13 protein-coding genes are annotated in these 16,702 nt (G+C 47.1%); 4 read left to right on the forward strand and 9 right to left on the reverse strand.

The genetic code is table 11. The features are described 5' to 3' along the window. Nucleotides 1-13 precede the first annotated feature (13 nt). Nucleotides 14-370 carry a hypothetical protein gene (locus E7L17_RS09095; RefSeq protein WP_316322927.1) on the forward strand — a complete coding sequence of 119 codons (357 nt, stop codon included), beginning with the start codon at nucleotides 14-16 and terminating at the stop codon, nucleotides 368-370. 88 nt (nucleotides 371-458) lie between these two features. On the opposite strand, the gene araD is transcribed toward E7L17_RS09095, so the two are convergent. The 9 genes from araD to E7L17_RS09140 all read right to left on the reverse strand — a co-directional run bounded on the left by araD (nucleotide 459) and on the right by E7L17_RS09140 (nucleotide 12,384). Next, complete coding sequence (araD, locus tag E7L17_RS09100) at nucleotides 459-1,154, reverse strand: L-ribulose-5-phosphate 4-epimerase (protein WP_316322928.1); 696 nt, start codon at nucleotides 1,152-1,154, stop codon at nucleotides 459-461. Nucleotides 1,155-1,183: 29 nt separating this feature from the next. Then, a complete protein-coding gene (gene araA, locus E7L17_RS09105; RefSeq protein WP_316322929.1) occupies nucleotides 1,184-2,665 on the reverse strand; it encodes an L-arabinose isomerase in 1,482 nt (493 codons plus the stop codon). Between the two features lie 22 nt (nucleotides 2,666-2,687). Beyond that, complete coding sequence (locus E7L17_RS09110; RefSeq protein ID WP_316322930.1) at nucleotides 2,688-4,301, reverse strand: FGGY-family carbohydrate kinase; 1,614 nt, start codon at nucleotides 4,299-4,301, stop codon at nucleotides 2,688-2,690. A gap of 97 nt (nucleotides 4,302-4,398) precedes the next feature. Next, nucleotides 4,399-5,412, reverse strand: coding sequence for an ABC transporter permease subunit (locus E7L17_RS09115; protein ID WP_316322931.1), 1,014 nt, complete (start codon nucleotides 5,410-5,412; stop codon nucleotides 4,399-4,401). Beyond that, entirely contained in the window at nucleotides 5,409-6,497 is a 1,089-nt protein-coding gene (locus tag E7L17_RS09120; protein ID WP_316322932.1) for an ABC transporter permease, read from the reverse strand. The genes E7L17_RS09115 and E7L17_RS09120 overlap by 4 nt, the downstream gene beginning before the upstream one ends. After that, entirely contained in the window at nucleotides 6,494-8,017 is a 1,524-nt protein-coding gene (locus E7L17_RS09125) for a sugar ABC transporter ATP-binding protein (RefSeq protein WP_316322933.1), read from the reverse strand. Before E7L17_RS09125 ends, E7L17_RS09120 begins: the two co-directional genes overlap by 4 nt. Nucleotides 8,018-8,137: 120 nt before the next feature. Further along, nucleotides 8,138-9,163, reverse strand: coding sequence for an ABC transporter substrate-binding protein (locus tag E7L17_RS09130; protein WP_316322934.1), 1,026 nt, complete (start codon nucleotides 9,161-9,163; stop codon nucleotides 8,138-8,140). Between the two features lie 177 nt (nucleotides 9,164-9,340). After that, the gene (locus E7L17_RS09135) at nucleotides 9,341-10,780 is read right to left on the reverse strand and encodes a sensor histidine kinase (protein ID WP_316322935.1); all 1,440 of its coding nucleotides are present in this window, start codon (nucleotides 10,778-10,780) and stop codon (nucleotides 9,341-9,343) included. After that, complete coding sequence (locus E7L17_RS09140; protein ID WP_316322936.1) at nucleotides 10,780-12,384, reverse strand: response regulator; 1,605 nt, start codon at nucleotides 12,382-12,384, stop codon at nucleotides 10,780-10,782. Before E7L17_RS09140 ends, E7L17_RS09135 begins: the two co-directional genes overlap by 1 nt. 696 nt (nucleotides 12,385-13,080) lie before the next feature. On the opposite strand from E7L17_RS09140, the gene E7L17_RS09145 reads away from it, so the two are divergent. The 3 genes from E7L17_RS09145 to E7L17_RS09155 all read left to right on the forward strand — a co-directional run bounded on the left by E7L17_RS09145 (nucleotide 13,081) and on the right by E7L17_RS09155 (nucleotide 16,687). Then, on the forward strand, nucleotides 13,081-14,685 hold the full coding sequence (locus tag E7L17_RS09145; protein WP_316322937.1) for an ABC transporter substrate-binding protein: 1,605 nt from the start codon (nucleotides 13,081-13,083) through the stop codon (nucleotides 14,683-14,685). Nucleotides 14,686-14,810: 125 nt separating this feature from the next. After that, entirely contained in the window at nucleotides 14,811-15,755 is a 945-nt protein-coding gene (locus E7L17_RS09150; RefSeq protein WP_316322938.1) for an ABC transporter permease, read from the forward strand. Nucleotides 15,756-15,769: 14 nt separating this feature from the next. Continuing rightward, nucleotides 15,770-16,687 (forward strand): ABC transporter permease, encoded by a 918-nt coding sequence (locus E7L17_RS09155; RefSeq protein ID WP_316322939.1) that lies wholly within the window; start codon nucleotides 15,770-15,772, stop codon nucleotides 16,685-16,687. Nucleotides 16,688-16,702 lie beyond the last annotated feature (15 nt).

The following is a 16,702-nucleotide window of genomic DNA, read 5'->3' on the forward strand; positions in this document are numbered from 1 at the left end:
CAGGACGGTTCGAATGTATTTGCTCTTCACGGTTTTCTGCGCAGTGTTTGGGTTTGTTTATGAGTTGTTCAGCCATAATGTATTCTCTCCCTTTATGGGCTTGCTGTTTTTATTCCCTTTGCTGCTTGGAGCTCTTCCTTTTTATTTGCTGGGATTGTTCCAAGCAAGTAAATTACCGGGTGTGTTATCACGCTATTCTTACTATTCGGGAATAGCTACTCTCACATTGGGAAGCCTGTTAACAGGAGTATTTGATATTTATGGTTCTACGGCGCCGCTCGTATGTGTGTACTGGATTGTAGGAAGTGTATTAACCATTGGTGGAATTCTGATATATGTTTATTCTTTGTCTAAGCATAGGCAAGCATAGAAAAGACCCCGAAGCGCCCAACAGGCTTTCGGGGTCTTTTCTGGATAATTAGGAGGAATGAGAAAAGAAAAAGTATCTTGTAATCAAGTTAATTATTTTGGCCGTAATAGGCGGCCGGGCCATGCTTGCGCAGGTAGTGTTTATCGAGTAAATCTTGCTGCATGGGTGGAATGTCTGGGCGTAGGGCTAAGTTGTGCCAAGCCATAAAAGCAACCTCTTCCAGCACAACGGCATTGTGCACTGCATCCATGGGAGAAGAACCCCATGCAAATGGGCCATGGCTGGCAACCAGTACCCCGGGCATTTCATTTGGGTTTTTATTCTGAAAGGTTTCAACAATGACTTTCCCGGTCTCTAGTTCGTATATGCCTTTGATTTCAGCCGAAGTCATGAGCCGGGTGCAGGGAATTTCGCCGTAAAAGTAATCTCCCTGCGTAGTTCCCAGTGCGGGAATTCCCCGGTTGGATTGCGCAAATATCGTCGCCCACCGGCTGTGTGTATGTACCACACCGCCAATGGCAGGAAAGCTGCGGTATAGCTCTAAATGTGTTGGAGCGTCAGACGATGGGTGCAAGACTCCCTCCACAATTTCACCATCGCTCAAGCGCATGACCACCATGTCTTCCGGCTTCATATCGCCATATTCCACTCCGCTGGGCTTTATCACCATTAGACCCTGTTCACGGTCAATACCGCTCACGTTGCCCCACGTAAAGGTGACTAAGTGGTGTTCCGGCAGCAGTTGGTTTGCCTTGTAAACCTGTTCTTTTAGTTGCTCTAGCATATTTCTTACCTCCAGAAAGATTGGCTGCTCTATTTTTGCTTAGCACGCCAAACATAGTCGGAGAGAATCAGTTTTTCTTCCAGCTCCTCCGGCACGGTGTCTTTTGTAATGTGAACAAACTCTATTTCCATCATGCGGGCAAAGTCACGGAGCTGGTCTGCCGTTACATCGTAGCTGAGTGTAGTGTGGTGAGCGCCGCCTGCAATAATCCAGCACTTTGCACCAGTTCTTAAATCGGGCATTGGCTTCCACATCACGCGGGCTACCGGTAAATTGGGCATGCTTTGGGTTGGCTGAATGCACTCAATGTCCTGCACCAGCAAACGGAAGCGACCGCCCATATCAATCAGGCAGGCAACCACCGCTTTGCCGGGGTGCCCCTCAAATACAAGGCGTGCCGGTGGCTCTTTGCCGCCTATGCCAAGCGGGTGCACTTCAATGCGTGGTTTTTCTAGTGCAACACTGGGGCATACCTCAAGCATATGGGAACCAAGAGAAAGCTCTCTTCCACGTGTTAAATCATATGTGTAGTCTTCCATAAAGGTGGTGCCGCCGCTCATGCCGTTACCAATCACCTTGCATATCCGGGTCATGGCGGCTACTTTCCAGTCGCCCTCACCGCCGTAGCCGTAGCCCTGCTCCATTAGCCGCTGTGACGCAAGGCCCGGCAGCTGGCGCATTCCGTACAAATCCTCAAAGGTATTGGAATAAGCGGTGCAGCCCTCACGGTCAAGCATCTGCTTTATTGCAATTTCTTCGCGTGCCTGGTAGCGAATGGACTCCAAATCGCTTGTAGCAATAGTGTATTTCTCTTCGTATTCTCGCAGCAGAGCATCCACCTCTGCCTCGTTAACGGCGTCTATTTGCTCTGCCAGTTCCCCGACCGGCCAAGTATTTACCTGCCAGCCAAGCTTCATTTGTGCCTCTACCTTGTCGCCTTCAGTAACGGCTACGCTGCGCATGTTATCACCAAAGCGCATGACACGCAGATTTTGGCTTTCCTGCACACCGGCTGCGGCGCGCATCCAGCTTCCAATGCTTTGCTGAACGTCATCGTCTTGCCAATAGCCGGTTACCACCTTGCGGGGAGAGCGCATGCGCGCACCGATGAAGCCATGCTCTCGGTCGCCATGGGCACTCTGGTGTAGGTTCATGTAGTCCATATCGATTTCTTCATTCGGTATGGTACGGTTAAACTGCGTGTGAAAATGAAGCCAAGGCTTTTGCAGTAGGTTTAACCCGTTAATCCACAACTTGGAGGGGCTGAATGTGTGGCAAAAGGTGATAATTCCCGCGCAGGAATCGTCGTAGTTGGCTTCTTTTATCACTTGAACGGCAGTTTCGTTGGTTTTGATAATATCCTTGTAAATAATCTGGAATGGTAGATTGCCGCTTTGATTCATGCTGTCTACCATGGTACGGCAGTCTTTCTCTACCTGAGCCAGTGTTTCAGGCCCATATAAAAACTGGCTGCCTACTACAAACCAGAATTTGTACTCTTTTTGTTGCATACGAATCCCTCATTTCACAAATTTATATTAAATATTCTACCGCGGCACGCTCAATGGATAAGCCTGCACGGTAACGATTCATATAATCGGCAAAACCGACTTCTGCCTGTGGGTCGGGCGAAATACTCTCACTGTTCATAGAGGAGAATACGCAGTCATTTAAAAACTGTTCGAGTGTTTGGTTTTTCTGTTTTTCCCGTACGTATGCAGCTAGCAGTGCAATGCCCCAAGCGCCGCCCTCTCCAGCGGTTTCCATAACCGCTACGGGTGTGTGCAGAGCAGACGCCACAAGAGCCTGGCCAACGCCCTTTGTTTTAAATAAACCGCCGTGACCAAGCAGTGTGGTAACGTGAACCTGTTCCTCCTCCAATAAATCCATTCCTATTTTTAGGGTGGCAATGGTAGCGTAGAGCAGGGTGCGGGCAAAGTTTGCAAAGGTAAGGTCGCTACCTGGTGTGCGAACAAACAGGGGACGGCCTTCCTCTAAGCCGGTAATCGGCTCGCCGGAATAATAGTTATACGACAGAAGCCCAGCGCAGTCTGCAGCACCTTTAAGCGCCTCATAATAAAATGCGTCGTACAGTTCGGCCTTGCTCTTTTGAATGCCGAGTGCAATCATCGCCTGCGAGAACACACGAACCCAAGCATCCAAATCCGACGTGCAACTGTTGCAATGCACCATAGCCGTTGGTTTGCCGGTGGGGGTGGTCACCATGTCAATCTCAGGGTATACGCGCGCGAGAGGGCGTTCCAGAACAATCATGGCAAAGATAGAGGTTCCGGCAGAAATGTTTCCGGTTTTTTCAGCCACGCTGTTGGTTGCTGTCATGCCCGTGCCTGCGTCGCCCTCAGGGGGGCAGAGCGGAACGCCGGGAAGAAGCTGACCGCTTGGGTCAAGAAGCTTTGCGCCCTCTGGGGTGAGAACTCCCGCTGCGTCACCGGCAGTGAGCACTTGCGGGAGAAGATCTATTAAGCACTGTGTAAAGCCATCTTTTGCGGCAAGTTCTTCAAATTGGCGAATGCGGAGCTCGTCGTAGTCTCCGGTTTCACTGTTAATCGGGAATACACCGGAGGCATCTCCAACGCCAAGAACCTTTACTCCGGTCAACTTCCAGTGAACATATCCTGCCAATGTGGTTAGAAATGAAATTTGGCTTACATGTGGCTCTTTGTTTAATATGGCTTGGTACAGGTGGGCAATGCTCCACCGCTGCGGTATGTTAAAGTCGAATATTTCGGTAAGTATGGCTGCCGCCTGCTCCGTAATCACGTTCCGCCATGTGCGGAATGGAACAAGCTGTTCTCCGTTGATATCAAAAGCAAGGTATCCGTGCATCATGGCAGAAATACCAAGCGCACCGATTTTAACAAGCGGAACACCATATTGCTCCTGCACTTGTGCGGATAGGCTGGAAAAGCTTACCTGGAGCCCTTTCCATACGTCGTCAAGCGGGTAGGTCCATACGCCGTTTTCGAACCGATTTTGCCAATCGTACCCACCGGATGCCAGTGGCGCGTGGTCAGGGCCTATTAAAACCGCTTTAATGCGTGTAGAGCCTAGCTCAATGCCAAGCGCGGTGTTTCCCTGCGTAATCCATTGCCGGGGGGATTGAGCGGCAGAGGTTGTTTGTTTCATAAGGTACCTCCTAATGTGCAGAGGCCTGTGCCCGCTGCGCGGGGGGATAAACCGGAGGGGCACAGGCTGAGCTCGTATACTAAATCATGATGAAAGCTTAGATATTCTTCTTTTTGCGAGAGAAAATGATACTCTGTAAAACAATAAAGAAGCAAAGTAGAGATGATAGAGCAATACGCACCCACCAGCTAGAGAGAGTACCCTGTGTGGTAATCAGGCTCGAGATAGTGCCTTTAATCAGCACACCAAACAGCGTGCCAACCGGGTTGCCAACACCGCCGGAAAGAAGTGTGCCGCCTATAACAGAGGCAGATATGGCGTCCATTTCAAGTCCCTTTGCCTGCTCAACAAAGCCCGCGCAGCTATTAAGTGTAAATAAGAAGCCGCCCAGACCAACCAGAAAACCATTAAGCAGGTACGCCTGAAATTTTGTGCGACGCACATTAAGGCCCATCATCAAAGAGCTTTGCTGGCTTCCGCCGATCGCGTACAGCCTGCGACCAAACTTGGTGTATTTGAGTGTGATGGCAATTAAAACAAGAGCAAGAATGGCGATAATAACAGTAGGGTAGATATAGGCGGGCTGAAATACACCTTTTTTATTGTGAGTACCAATGGGTAAATAAATTTTATAGTTCGCCCAAGCAAGAAAGGTTTCGTTTTTAATGGAAATCATTTGCTTGCTGATGACCGCCGTCATACCGCGACCAAAGAACAAACCGGCAAGGGTAACGATAAACGGCTGAATGTCGAGGTACGAGATTAAGTAGCCCTGTACCAATCCAAAGCCGATGCCAATTAAAAGAGAAACAAATAGGGCTGTATAGGCGCTCGCTCCGGCAATTTCCATTAGGTAGGCGGAGGCCATGGCGACGAGTGCCGTAACGGAGCCGACTGAAATATCAATACCACCCGTAATCATTACGAGCGTCAGTCCCAAAGAAATAACAATGAGGCCTGCGTTAGAAATAAACAGGTTTAAGAACATTTGCGGCTTGGCAAAGCCTGCATCCGCAAAATACACAGCACCTGCGGCGTACATAATTACGAAGAGTGCGATGGTTACAAACAGCAGAAAGCCGGTATCGTTTAAATGGAGCTTTTTTCTCATGATGCCGCACCTTCCTTTCGGCCTGCGGCTGCATTTTGGCGCAGCTTCGCTTGGAAGGCATGGAATTTCTGCTGGAATACCGGGCTTTGGAACACCACGATAAGAATAACGACAATTGCCTTGTAAACTGGCAATTGGTCAGAAGAAATCTTCATTGCGTAGAGCGTTGTGGTGAGTGCCTGAATGGTATATGCGCCAATTACGGAGCCCATCAGGCTGAATTTACCGCCGGAGAGAAGATTCCCGCCGAGTGCAACCGCCAAGATGGCGTCCATCTCCAAATTCAGGCCGATGTTATTTGCATCCGCGGAATAAATCCGGCTGGATGCAACAAATCCGGCTAATCCCGCTAAGAGCCCACAGATAACATAGGTAATAAATTTGATGCGGGTGGCATTGAGTCCCACAATGCGGGCAGCACTACTATTAATACCAACGCTTTCTATGTATAGGCCAAGCGTAGTGAATTTAAGTGCGATTGCAACCAAGGCAACGGTACCAATGGCGAAAAAGATAGGAGTGGGGATAGGACAGCCAGGAATGTAACCACCGGCGATTTTGAATTCTTCTACGCGGATGTAAGTGATTTGCCCACGGGTGACGAGTTGTGCTATACCGCGTCCCGCCGTGAATAGAATTAAGGTTGCTACCATGGGTTGAATATTAAGTCTTGCAACCAGTATGCCATTGAAAGCACCGCACAGCATGGAGGCAAAAAGAGCTGCAGCAATGGCTAAAATTAACGGATTGCGGAAGATAGTCGTAGAAACATCGCCACCCGAAAGAATCTGGCAGCATACGGCTGCGGAAACCGCCATAACAGCACCTACACTAATGTCCTGCCCGCCGGAGGCTGCTGTGACGAGCGTCATGCCAATAGCGAGAATGACAAGCTCAGAGGCGCGGTTAATAACATCGACCACATATCCATACAAAACGCCTTCATTGACTGAAATATTAAAAAAGTTTGGTGTTTTAATCACGTTTGCCAACAATACAATCACTAAGAAAACAATCGGCAAAAACAGGTGGTGACCGGTTATGCTGTGAATTGTTTCAGAACGTGTTTTTTTCTGATTACTCATACCGCCGATTCCCCCCCTGCAATGGTGTGCATGATCTTCTCTTGTGATAAATCGTTTCCGGTTAGTTCACCCACTTTTTCGCGGTCACGCATTACCACCATTCGGGAACAGGTACGCAGCATTTCCTCAATTTCAGAAGAAATAAAGGTGATGCTCATTCCCTGCTCGGCAAGCTGAAGTATCAGCTTTTGAATTTCCGTCTTGGTGCCAATGTCAATACCGCGAGTGGGTTCATCCAGAATCAAAAATTCAGGATTTGTCAGCAGCCAGCGGCCGATGATAACCTTTTGCTGGTTTCCGCCCGAAAGGCTGCGAATGGGCGTTTCGCGGCTGGCTGTTTTTATTTGCAAAAGCTCAATGTATTTGTCTGCAAAGTCCTCCATGTCTTTGCGGCTAATTGGGTGAAATATGCCGCGTTTTGTTTGCAGTGCAATAATTATATTCTCTCGTACGGATAGGTCTGAAAAAATACCGTCACGCTTACGGTCTTCGGGAAGATATGCCATGCCGTGCATCATTGCCTGAAGCGGAGAATCAATTTTAACAGGTTTCCCTTTTATTTTGAGGGAGCCGCCGTCGGGTTTGTCAGCTCCATATATGGTTCGCACCAGTTCACTACGGCCTGAGCCCAAAAGTCCGGTAAGGCCTAGGACTTCTCCCGGGTAGCAGCATATGTCAAAGGGCCGAATGTGGCCTTGGCTGTATAGCTCTTCTGCTTGCAGAAGCGGGCCTTGTTCACGGGCATCCTTTTCCGCCTCTTTTAGGGATTTAATTTGGGCGAGGTCGTCAAAATCCTTGCCCATCATTTTGGCTACCAGCTGTAACCGCGGCAGTTCAGAGACAAGGTATTCTCCCACCAGTTCTCCGTTACGCAACACGGTAATGCGGTCGCATACGGCATACACCTGCTCTAGAAAATGTGTGACAAATATAATTCCAACATCCTGCTCTTTCAGGCGCCGCATTAATTCGAATAGCTTTTCTACCTCGCCGTCATCCAGTGAGGAGGTTGGCTCATCCAAAATTAATACCTTACACTGCATATCGATCGCTCGTGCAATGGCGACCATTTGCTGAATTGCAATAGAACAGTCGCTTAATTGCCTTGAGGGATCTACTTCAATATCCAAATGTTCCAGCAGCTCGCCGGAGCGCCGGTTCATTTCTTTCCAATCAATCAAACCCATTCTGCGGGGCTCACGGTCAATAAACAGATTTTCCGCCACAGTTAGGTTTGGGCATAAATTAATTTCTTGGTAAACAGTACTAATTCCCTTGCGCTGTGCCTCCTGCGGGGAGCGGATCAGTGCCGGCTCGCCGCCGTCTAGGCGTACTTCTCCGTTGTCCATTGAATAAACGCCGGTTAATACCTTAATCAGTGTCGATTTTCCTGCGCCATTCTCACCCATAAGGGCGTGAATTTCTGCTTTACGCAGGGTAAAATCTACATTTTGAAGTGCCTTCACTCCGGGAAAAAGCTTTGTAATTCCGCGCATTGTTAAAACAATGTTTTCTTCCATGGGTCGCCACCTGCTTTCGGAATATAAAGGGATAAAAATAGTGGTGCGAAGCTCCGGAACATTATCCGGATGCTCCGCACCACCTGGAACATATCTTTGTTATGGGGGAAAAGTGGTTAATTAATAGGCACGCGCATTGATAACCTCTTGTGTAATTGTGTTTGCATCGAATGCTTCTTCATTTACATATGCGAGTTTTTGTGGGGTCTTGCCGTCTTTCAGGTCTTTAATAATCGCTTCTACACGGGGGCCATGCAACGGGTTGCATTCTACGTTGTAGTTGATTTTGCCCTTTAGGGTTGCCTCAAGACCAGCTTTTGTTGCGTCGAAGGAGATAACGGTGATGTCTCCGCCCTTACCAGCTTTTTTGCCAGCTGCTTCAATCGCATCAATTGCGCCGAACGCCATGTTGTCGTTCTCACAATATACAACGTCAATCTTGTCGTTTTGCTTGAGGATACTCTCCATGACTTCCTGACCCTTTGCCTGTGTAAACTCACCGGTCTGCTGAGCAATCAGCTTCCAGCCGGAGTTTGCTTTTGCGCCAGCCTCAAGACCTTCGGTACGGCCGATTTGAGCGGAAGAACCGATGGTTCCCTGCAGGTGAACGATGTTAAGCGCTTTTTTGTCTTTTAGGCTGTCTGCCATCCATTTAACAGCAGTGTCACCTTCCTTGCGGAAGTCGGAGCCGACCCAGCAAGTAAAGAGGGAGTCATCCGAAACGTCGATCATACGGTCAACAATGATAACCGGGATGCTGGCATCCTTTGCCTCTTTGAGTACGGTGTCCCAGCCGGTTTGGGTAACGGGGGCCAGTACAATGTAATCGACTTCCTGCTGTATGAAGTTGCGGATTGCAGTAATCTGGTTTTCTTGTTTTTGCTGTGCATCGTCAAATATTAGTTTGTAGCCGTTGGCCTCGGTGAAAACCTCTTTCATAGAGGCAGTGTTGGCAGTACGCCAGTCAGATTCCGCACCAACCTGTGAAAAACCAACTACGGTTAGCTTGTTGGAATCTCCTCCGGTTGCTTTGCTTTCGGATGAGGCTGCTGGAGCCGCCGCAGAGCTGTTGGAGGTGGTACCGCCACAGGCTGCAAAGCTCAGGGCCATAGTCATGGCCAGAAGAACAGATAACAACTTTTTCATACATTTTCTCCTCCTAAATTGTTTTGAAAAAGAATCGCGAAATTAAAATGACTGTTTATCTGTTGCCGTTATTTGCATTATACCCGGCAACTTGGTGGAAGACCATGGATATATTTTGGGCGTTAGTTATAAATTTTAGGTTTATATAAAGCATTTTATAAAAAGTTGATTTTTTTCTTATTCAAGTTGATTTCGTTTGGGGATTTTTGCCATTACCCTTGTTCCGACATTTTTTTCAGATTCGAAAATAAGCCCGTAAGGCTCGCCGCAATAAAGTCGTAGCCGCTGCTGAACGTTGGAGAGGCCAAACCCCTTTGCGCGGTTTTCTAAGAGGCGGCTTTGCAGAGCGACCAGCTCTTGCTGCGACATTCCAATGCCGTTGTCTTCCACACAAATGATAATGTCACCGTTTTCCTCCCAAGCGCGTATTGTGATTTTCCCTTTGGAACGCTTGTGCTTGATTCCGTGGTAAATGGCGTTTTCCACAAGCGGCTGGAGCGTAAGCTTAGGAATCGCATAAGGGAATAGAGAGGAGGGCAGGTCTATTTCATAATCCATAATGTCGTTGTAGCGTATTTTTTGTATTTCAAGGTAGCTACGTATTTGCTTTTGCTCGGTTTCAATCGTAATAATGTCTTTGCCTTTGCTTAATGAATTGCGGAACAGACTGGAAAGACTCGTAACCATTTGAATCACCTCACGGTTGCGCTGTGATTCTGCCAGCCAAATAATCGAATCGAAGGTATTGTATAGAAAATGGGGGTTCATCTGTGCTTGTAAAAGCTCTAGCTCGGTGCGGCGCAAGGTCATTTGTTCGTTTTTTATATGAACCAGAAGAGATTGAATGCGCTCCGCCATATCGTTAAAGCCCTCATCCAGTGTTTTGATTTCAATGGTTCGCGTTTCAATCGGTTCTACATGGAACTCTCCGTTCCCAAGGCATTTGGCTTTTTCACAAAGCTGGTCAATGGGGCTTATAATCCGCCGAGAAAAGCGCACGGAGGAGAGTACAATCATGGAAACAATTAATACGGAGAATATGCTCGTTGCTAATATGGCTGTAAACACGCGCGAGTTAATCTCTTGCTGTAATTGGGAAAGAAGCTGAATTTCATTATAGATATAGTCGTGCATGTACCGTTCAATAAGAGCAGTAATAATGTAAATGTTATTTTCTAGCTGATCCATTCGATCGTTATAGCCCTTGGTATTTGAGATGGAGACCATACATTCTTCTAAGCGCTTACACATGTTCAGCATAGAATTGAGCCGCCAGCGGTCGTTTGGTTCAGTGGTGGTCTCCATGAGTTGCTGGAGGATGATTTCAGCCTCTTTCACATCCTTTAGAGGAAGGTCAGGCTTTTGACTGGGGCCAACCACGTAATAATACATTTCAAGGTCTAGCTTTTTTTTAAACTCATTATTAAATTGGGCGGCTGTGTTGGCGTTCTGCAAGGATTCCTTGTACTCTTGGTTAAAAAATAAAAGCATGGCGAATAAAACGGCAATTACGAAGAGAAAGCCGATAACAACTCGCGTTAATAGCCACTTTAGTTGTGTTTTCAGGCTGACAGGCGGTCCGTTGCGTTTTGTTTGAAAGAACCGAGGGAGGAGCATTATTTCTCCCCCTTCCCGTTCCGGTAATCTCTTGGAGAAAGACCGTTCACCTTTTTAAATAGAAAGCTAAAATAATGTGGGTCATTATAGCCTACGGTACGGGCGATTTCACTGCTGTTTTTGCCGGTGCAGCGCAGCAGCTCCCGTGCGTTTTTCATGCGGGTCTCTGTTAGGTACTCTACAAAGGTTTTACCCGTTTGCTGGCTGAATATCGTGCTAAAATGTGTGGCGCTTACATTTGCAACCCGCGCAACCTTATTCAGGCCTATTTCGGGGTCGGAGTAGTTTTCTTCTATGTAATCAAGCACCTTTGCCATCATTTCGCGGTAGCGGTCGGTTACAACACTGTCGCGATATCGAATGATTTCTTGAAACAGTTCTACCACGTAACGCTGCATATTGGGCAGGGAAGAAATTGCTGTTTCCAGCTTTTGCTGCAATTGAGGCAAGCCGGCAGGGGAATGCCCTTCCAACCTGAGGCCGTCCCAAAAAGCGTTGACGGTGAATTGGATGTTCAGCAATACATAATGGCGGAATAAAGTGGAATTTAGGCCAGTGGAACCAATACTATTAAAGTAATCCTCCGTAAAGGCTTCTGCATCCTCTAAAACACCGTTCGTCAAAAATTTTCGGATAATCTGCTGATCCATTTTGCTTGCATCTAAATCGTTAAAGTTAAAGTCCAGCACTGCTTTTGCCGGAGTCTGGGTATTTCCCCCAGGGGAGGTAAGCGTGCGGTACAGCTTTTTTCGAGCCATACGGTAGCACTCGGGAATGCTGCTCAGCCGCGGTACGGGATCGCCGGTTACTACGGTCCATTGGGGTGCCTGCTCCGCCGAGTGGCAAAGCTGCCCGAGTGCCTGCGCGCAGCGCTGAGTTGTTAGTTCAATGCTGCCGTCATCGGATTTAATAAGGAATGCAGTTAGCTCAATGCCTGCTCCAAAGGGGATGATATTTGCTTCACCTGAAAAAATCTGCTCTATTTGGTCTTGGATAGTGGCGGAAGAAGCTGTGTAATTGCTATGCAGCAAATCCTCTTCCAGCATAAGCAATACCAGATTATACGTCATAGCAGAGAGATTGATGCCGATTATTTCGGCACGCTCCAATATTTGCGGAATAGGAGTTTTGCCCGAAACCAGCAGGTCAAACAGAGAGCGGCGTGAGGAGGAAAGGTATTCCTGCACCTCTTTGCTGAACTGGGTACGGTATTGCTCTGATTGTAAAAGCTTGTCCTTTTTCTTTTTTAAATCGAGTAACACTTCGACCAACTGGTCTTTGGAAAGTGGCTTAAGCAAATATTGGCTTACACCAATCTCAATTGCTTTTTTCGCGTAGTTAAAATCGTCGTACCCGCTTAAGATGATGATGAGAGTGTCTGGCAGCTCTTTCTTTATGAGGCGGCTAAGGGAGAGACCGTCCATAAACGGCATGCGAATATCGGTAATTACAATATCTGGCTTTTCTTTTTGAATTAATGGCCATGCAAGTTCACCGTCTGCGGCTTCCCCTACAAATTTAAAGCCGTACTCTTCCCACTGTATCAGCTCTTTTATTCCTATACGGATGAGTTGTTCATCCTCTACTAAAAATACGCGGTACATTTTTAATATCCCCCCATGTGCAGATTGGTCTTTATGGTTCACAAGCCTGTTCAAAACAGGTCGCTTTCCTAACCTATAAAGTGTTGCGTAAATGAATTTAATTACCGTTATGTGGCAATTCTTTTGTTAATAATATACAGTATTAATCAAAATAAGTAAATGTTTTGTTTTTATTCTAACCATATGCTTTTCGTTTGGACGCAAACATAATCTACTTGAAATGCAAATGCAATAGTAAATAAAAAAATTGAAAAGAATACTTCGCTTGTTTGAAATTGATTTTTTTAGAATTAATTTGTAGTTTGTGCATTTTATATAATGTTTGCTTTTTAGGCTTTGCAAGCGTTTGTGCAAGTTTTTATATGATATAATTCTTAATCAAATTTGTGAAAACTGACCTTATCTGTTTGGCAAGTTAAGACAATATAGGGTTATTGCCCATAATTGAAGTAAAAAGCATTTGAATATAGAGCGTTTTTTAAATAATAATTTGCTTAAAATGATTTTTCAAAGACCCAAACTTGCAAATTGAAGTTTTCTGCTATTGACAAAATGTTTTTGCTGGACGTATAATTCATAAAACAATCAAAAATACAGGCAATAAACAGCTTGCAATGGGGCACGCGAATTTTACAAAATTCGTGTGCCCTTTTGTTATGGGTGTATTTCAAACATTTGTTAGGAGGGTACTATCACATGAAATCGAAGAAGCTAAAACGATTCCTTGCTTTGGTATTAGCGGCTGCAATGTCACTCTCGGCCTGTTCCGGCTCTACGGGAACACAAAGTGCAGTGGAATCTGGAGCGGGTTCTGTTCCGGAAAATGCAAAGTATAGAGAAACGCTTCATATTGCGGTAACCCAGCAGGCACCGTCATTAGATTTGCATAAAAACAGCTCGCTGGTTGCAAGGCAAATTTGCGATGGTACCGTTTGGGAAAAACTCGTCACTCTCAACGCAAAGGCGGAAGCAGTGCCAGAGCTTGCCGAGAAATTTGAAGCAGCGAATGAAGGAAAAACGCTTACGTTTGTTCTTCGAAAGGGTGTAAAATTCCACGATGGCAGTGAAATGAAGGCAGATGATGTAGTTGCCTCTATGAACCGCTGGATTGAAGGCTTTAGCTCCGCGGGTACAATGGTTGGTGATGCCCGGTTCTCAAAGGTGGATGATTACACCGTTAAAATCGACGGGAAATCCTCACTGATTTTGCTCCCGGCTATGATAGCAGGTGCTGCACAGCCTGCTTCTATTACGACGGCTGCCGCGTGCAAAAATGAAGACAGCAACGGTTTCTTAAAGGATTACATTGGTACCGGCCCCTATAAATTTGCCGAATGGAAGCAGGACCAGTACATTAAGCTCGAGCGTTTTGCAGACTATGTACCCTACGGCACAAAGGGTGCTGAAATGGATGGCTGGAGCGGCTACAAAGCAGCCCCTACAAAAACGCTTCAGTTTGATTTAGTGGCAGACCAGGCCACACAGTCTGCCGGGCTGGAGGCCGGGCAGTATGACGTAGGGTATAACATTTCTTACGATGATTACGCCCGCTTAGAAAGCAACCCAAATCTAAAAACTGTAAGCTCGCAGATGGGTTCCATTGCATTGGTATTTAACCACAAGCAGGGAATTGCCTCGAAGCAGTATTTCCGCACTGCCGTTAACACAGCCCTTGATTTTGATGAGCTGTTAACAGCCAGCTATGGGAAAGGCTACGAGCTGGGTTCCTCGTATATGGACGCAGGCCAGCCCTTCTGGAATTCGGATGCAGGGAAAGAAAATTACAACCAGAAGGATGGAGAGAAAGCCAAGAAAATTCTTGCAGAGAATGGGTATAAGGGTGAAACCTTCACCATTCTGGTTTCAACACTCAACAAGATGGATAACATGGCAATTGCCATGAAAGCACAGCTTGAGAAAATTGGCATCCCCGTAAAGCTAACGGTGGTTGATTGGGCTACCTTGACGGAATACCGTAAGGATGCCGCGAAATTTGATTTGTACATTACCTCCTTTGCTGAGGTTCCCGTGCCATCCCTCAAGCTTTATTTCGGTGCAAAATACCCCGGCTGGTCAGATGATGCTAAACTCCAGAAGCTATTTAAAGAGATGACCTCGGCACCCACCCTGGAGGAAGCAAAAGCCAAGTGGAGCGAGCTGCAGGGATACTCTTGGGAATACCTACCCATTATTTCCCCCGGTCACTATATGGGTATGTTTGCGTGGCAGAAAAATGTAGTTGGTATCAATATGTACAGCGGCGGACCAAGGTTCTGGAACGCTGGTGTTGTGGAATCTTAAATTGTAATTTGATATATGGAAAAGATCCTTGAAAGTAGATATGCTTCTGCCCCCGCTGTGCTGTGGGGCAGAGAAAGGTTCGAAGTAACAATGTCCCATGATTGTAGGCTGAGGAGGGAAGACTGATGCAGAAATTTATTGTTCGTAGACTACTGTCTGTAATTCCGGTTTTGTTTGTGGTATCTGTCGTGATATTTACCCTGCTAAAAATGGTACCGGGCAGCCCAGCCGCGGCAATGCTGGGTGATTTAGCAACGGCGGATGACATTGCAAAGCTGGAGTCGAAAATGGGGCTTGACCGCCCCGTGATGGAACAGTATTTTATCTGGATTGGGAACATGTTCCACGGCGATTTTGGGATTAGCACCGCGGGTAGTGAACCGGTGGCGGCAGTGGTGTTCAGCCACGTAAAACCCACGGTTTCACTCGCGCTGTATGCTTTGTGCATTGCAAGTGTGATTGCTATTCCCATGGGTATGCTGGCCGCTAAAAATAAGGGCAATGGGATTGACCACGGGGTAACCGTGCTCTCACTAATGGGGATTTCGCTACCCAGCTTTTTGTTTGGTTTGTTTCTTATGCTAATTTTTGCGGTAAAGCTGCATTTCTTCCCGGTTTCTGGTTATGTGGAAATGAGCCGTGGGCTTTGGCCGCATATTCGGTCACTTACCCTGCCGGCAATTGCACTGGGATTTATGAATGCGGCACTCATGATGCGTATGACCCGCTCTGCCATGCTCGAGGTTTTGGGCAGTGATTACATTAAGATGGCAAAGGCAAAGGGTGTTCGCGATGTGGTGATAATTGCAAAGCATGCACTGCGGAATTCTTTAGTCACCATTATTACCATGATTGGGCAGAGTGCTGTTCAAATGCTGGCAGGTGCAGCAGTCATTGAAAGCTTGTTTTCCATTCCCGGTTTAGGGCAGCTCATGGTGAATTCCATTGGTCGGCGTGACTATTATGTGATTCAGGCAATCGTACTGTTAATCGCTTTGTTTAATGTGCTAATTAATATGCTGGTAGATTTGTTGTACGGGGTTGCAGACCCCAGGGTTCGAGCGGCCTGAGAGGAGGGCGACCTATGCTTCAGACAAATGGTTCAGAAGGTACTTTAACCTATACAGCTGCTCAGAACGATCTGAGTATGCAGAAGAAAAAGCTGGCGCAGGAGCAGCTTGAAATTCGGCTGAAAAAGTTTACACACAACCGTGCATCGGTATTCGGGCTTTCCGTTGTTCTCTTGGTAATTGTCTTAGCAGTGTTTGCACCGCTGATTGCTATGCACGACCCACTAGCAATGAACACTGCAGACCGCCTGATGGGAATGAGTGCCGCGCATTGGTTTGGTACCGATAATATGGGGCGCGATGTATTTGCACGAGTTCTCTATGGCGCACGAATTTCACTTCTCGTCGGTTTTACGGTTGGTCTTGTTTCCGGGTTCCTTGGTCTTGTAATCGGGCTTTACGCCAGCACCAATAAAATTGCCGATAATGTTTTAATGCGTATTTGCGACGGCCTGAAAGCAATCCCAAGCACGCTTCTGGCAATTACCATGATGGCGGTTTTGGGTGCGGACATTAAAAATGTAATCATCAGCCTCACGGTGGTCAATATTCCGAATATGGCACGTCTTGCCCGCAGCCAGGCGATGGTGGTGAAGGAGCAGACATATATTGAGGCAATGCGGTGCCTCGGCTCTTCGCAGAGGCGAATCCTCTGGGTGCACATTGTACCCAATATCCTGTCGCCGATGATTGTTCAAATGACCTTTGTGTTCGCCAGTGCCATTATTACCGAGGCGGCTTTGAGCTTCCTTGGCGCCGGGGTTCCTGCTCCTGCACCAAGCTGGGGCAATATTCTAAAAGAGGGTAAGGATGTTATTTACACTGCTTGGTGGATGATTTTATACCCCGGTATCTTTACCGCAATGACGGTTCTGGGGCTGAACCTTTTGGGTGACGGTATCCGCGACGTGCTCGACCCAAAGAGCAATTAAGAAAGGAGGGCAGCA

Origin of the sequence: Clostridium sp., from assembly GCF_032576335.1 — a bacterium.
Classification (GTDB): domain Bacteria; phylum Bacillota; class Clostridia; order Oscillospirales; family Acutalibacteraceae; genus Faecalispora.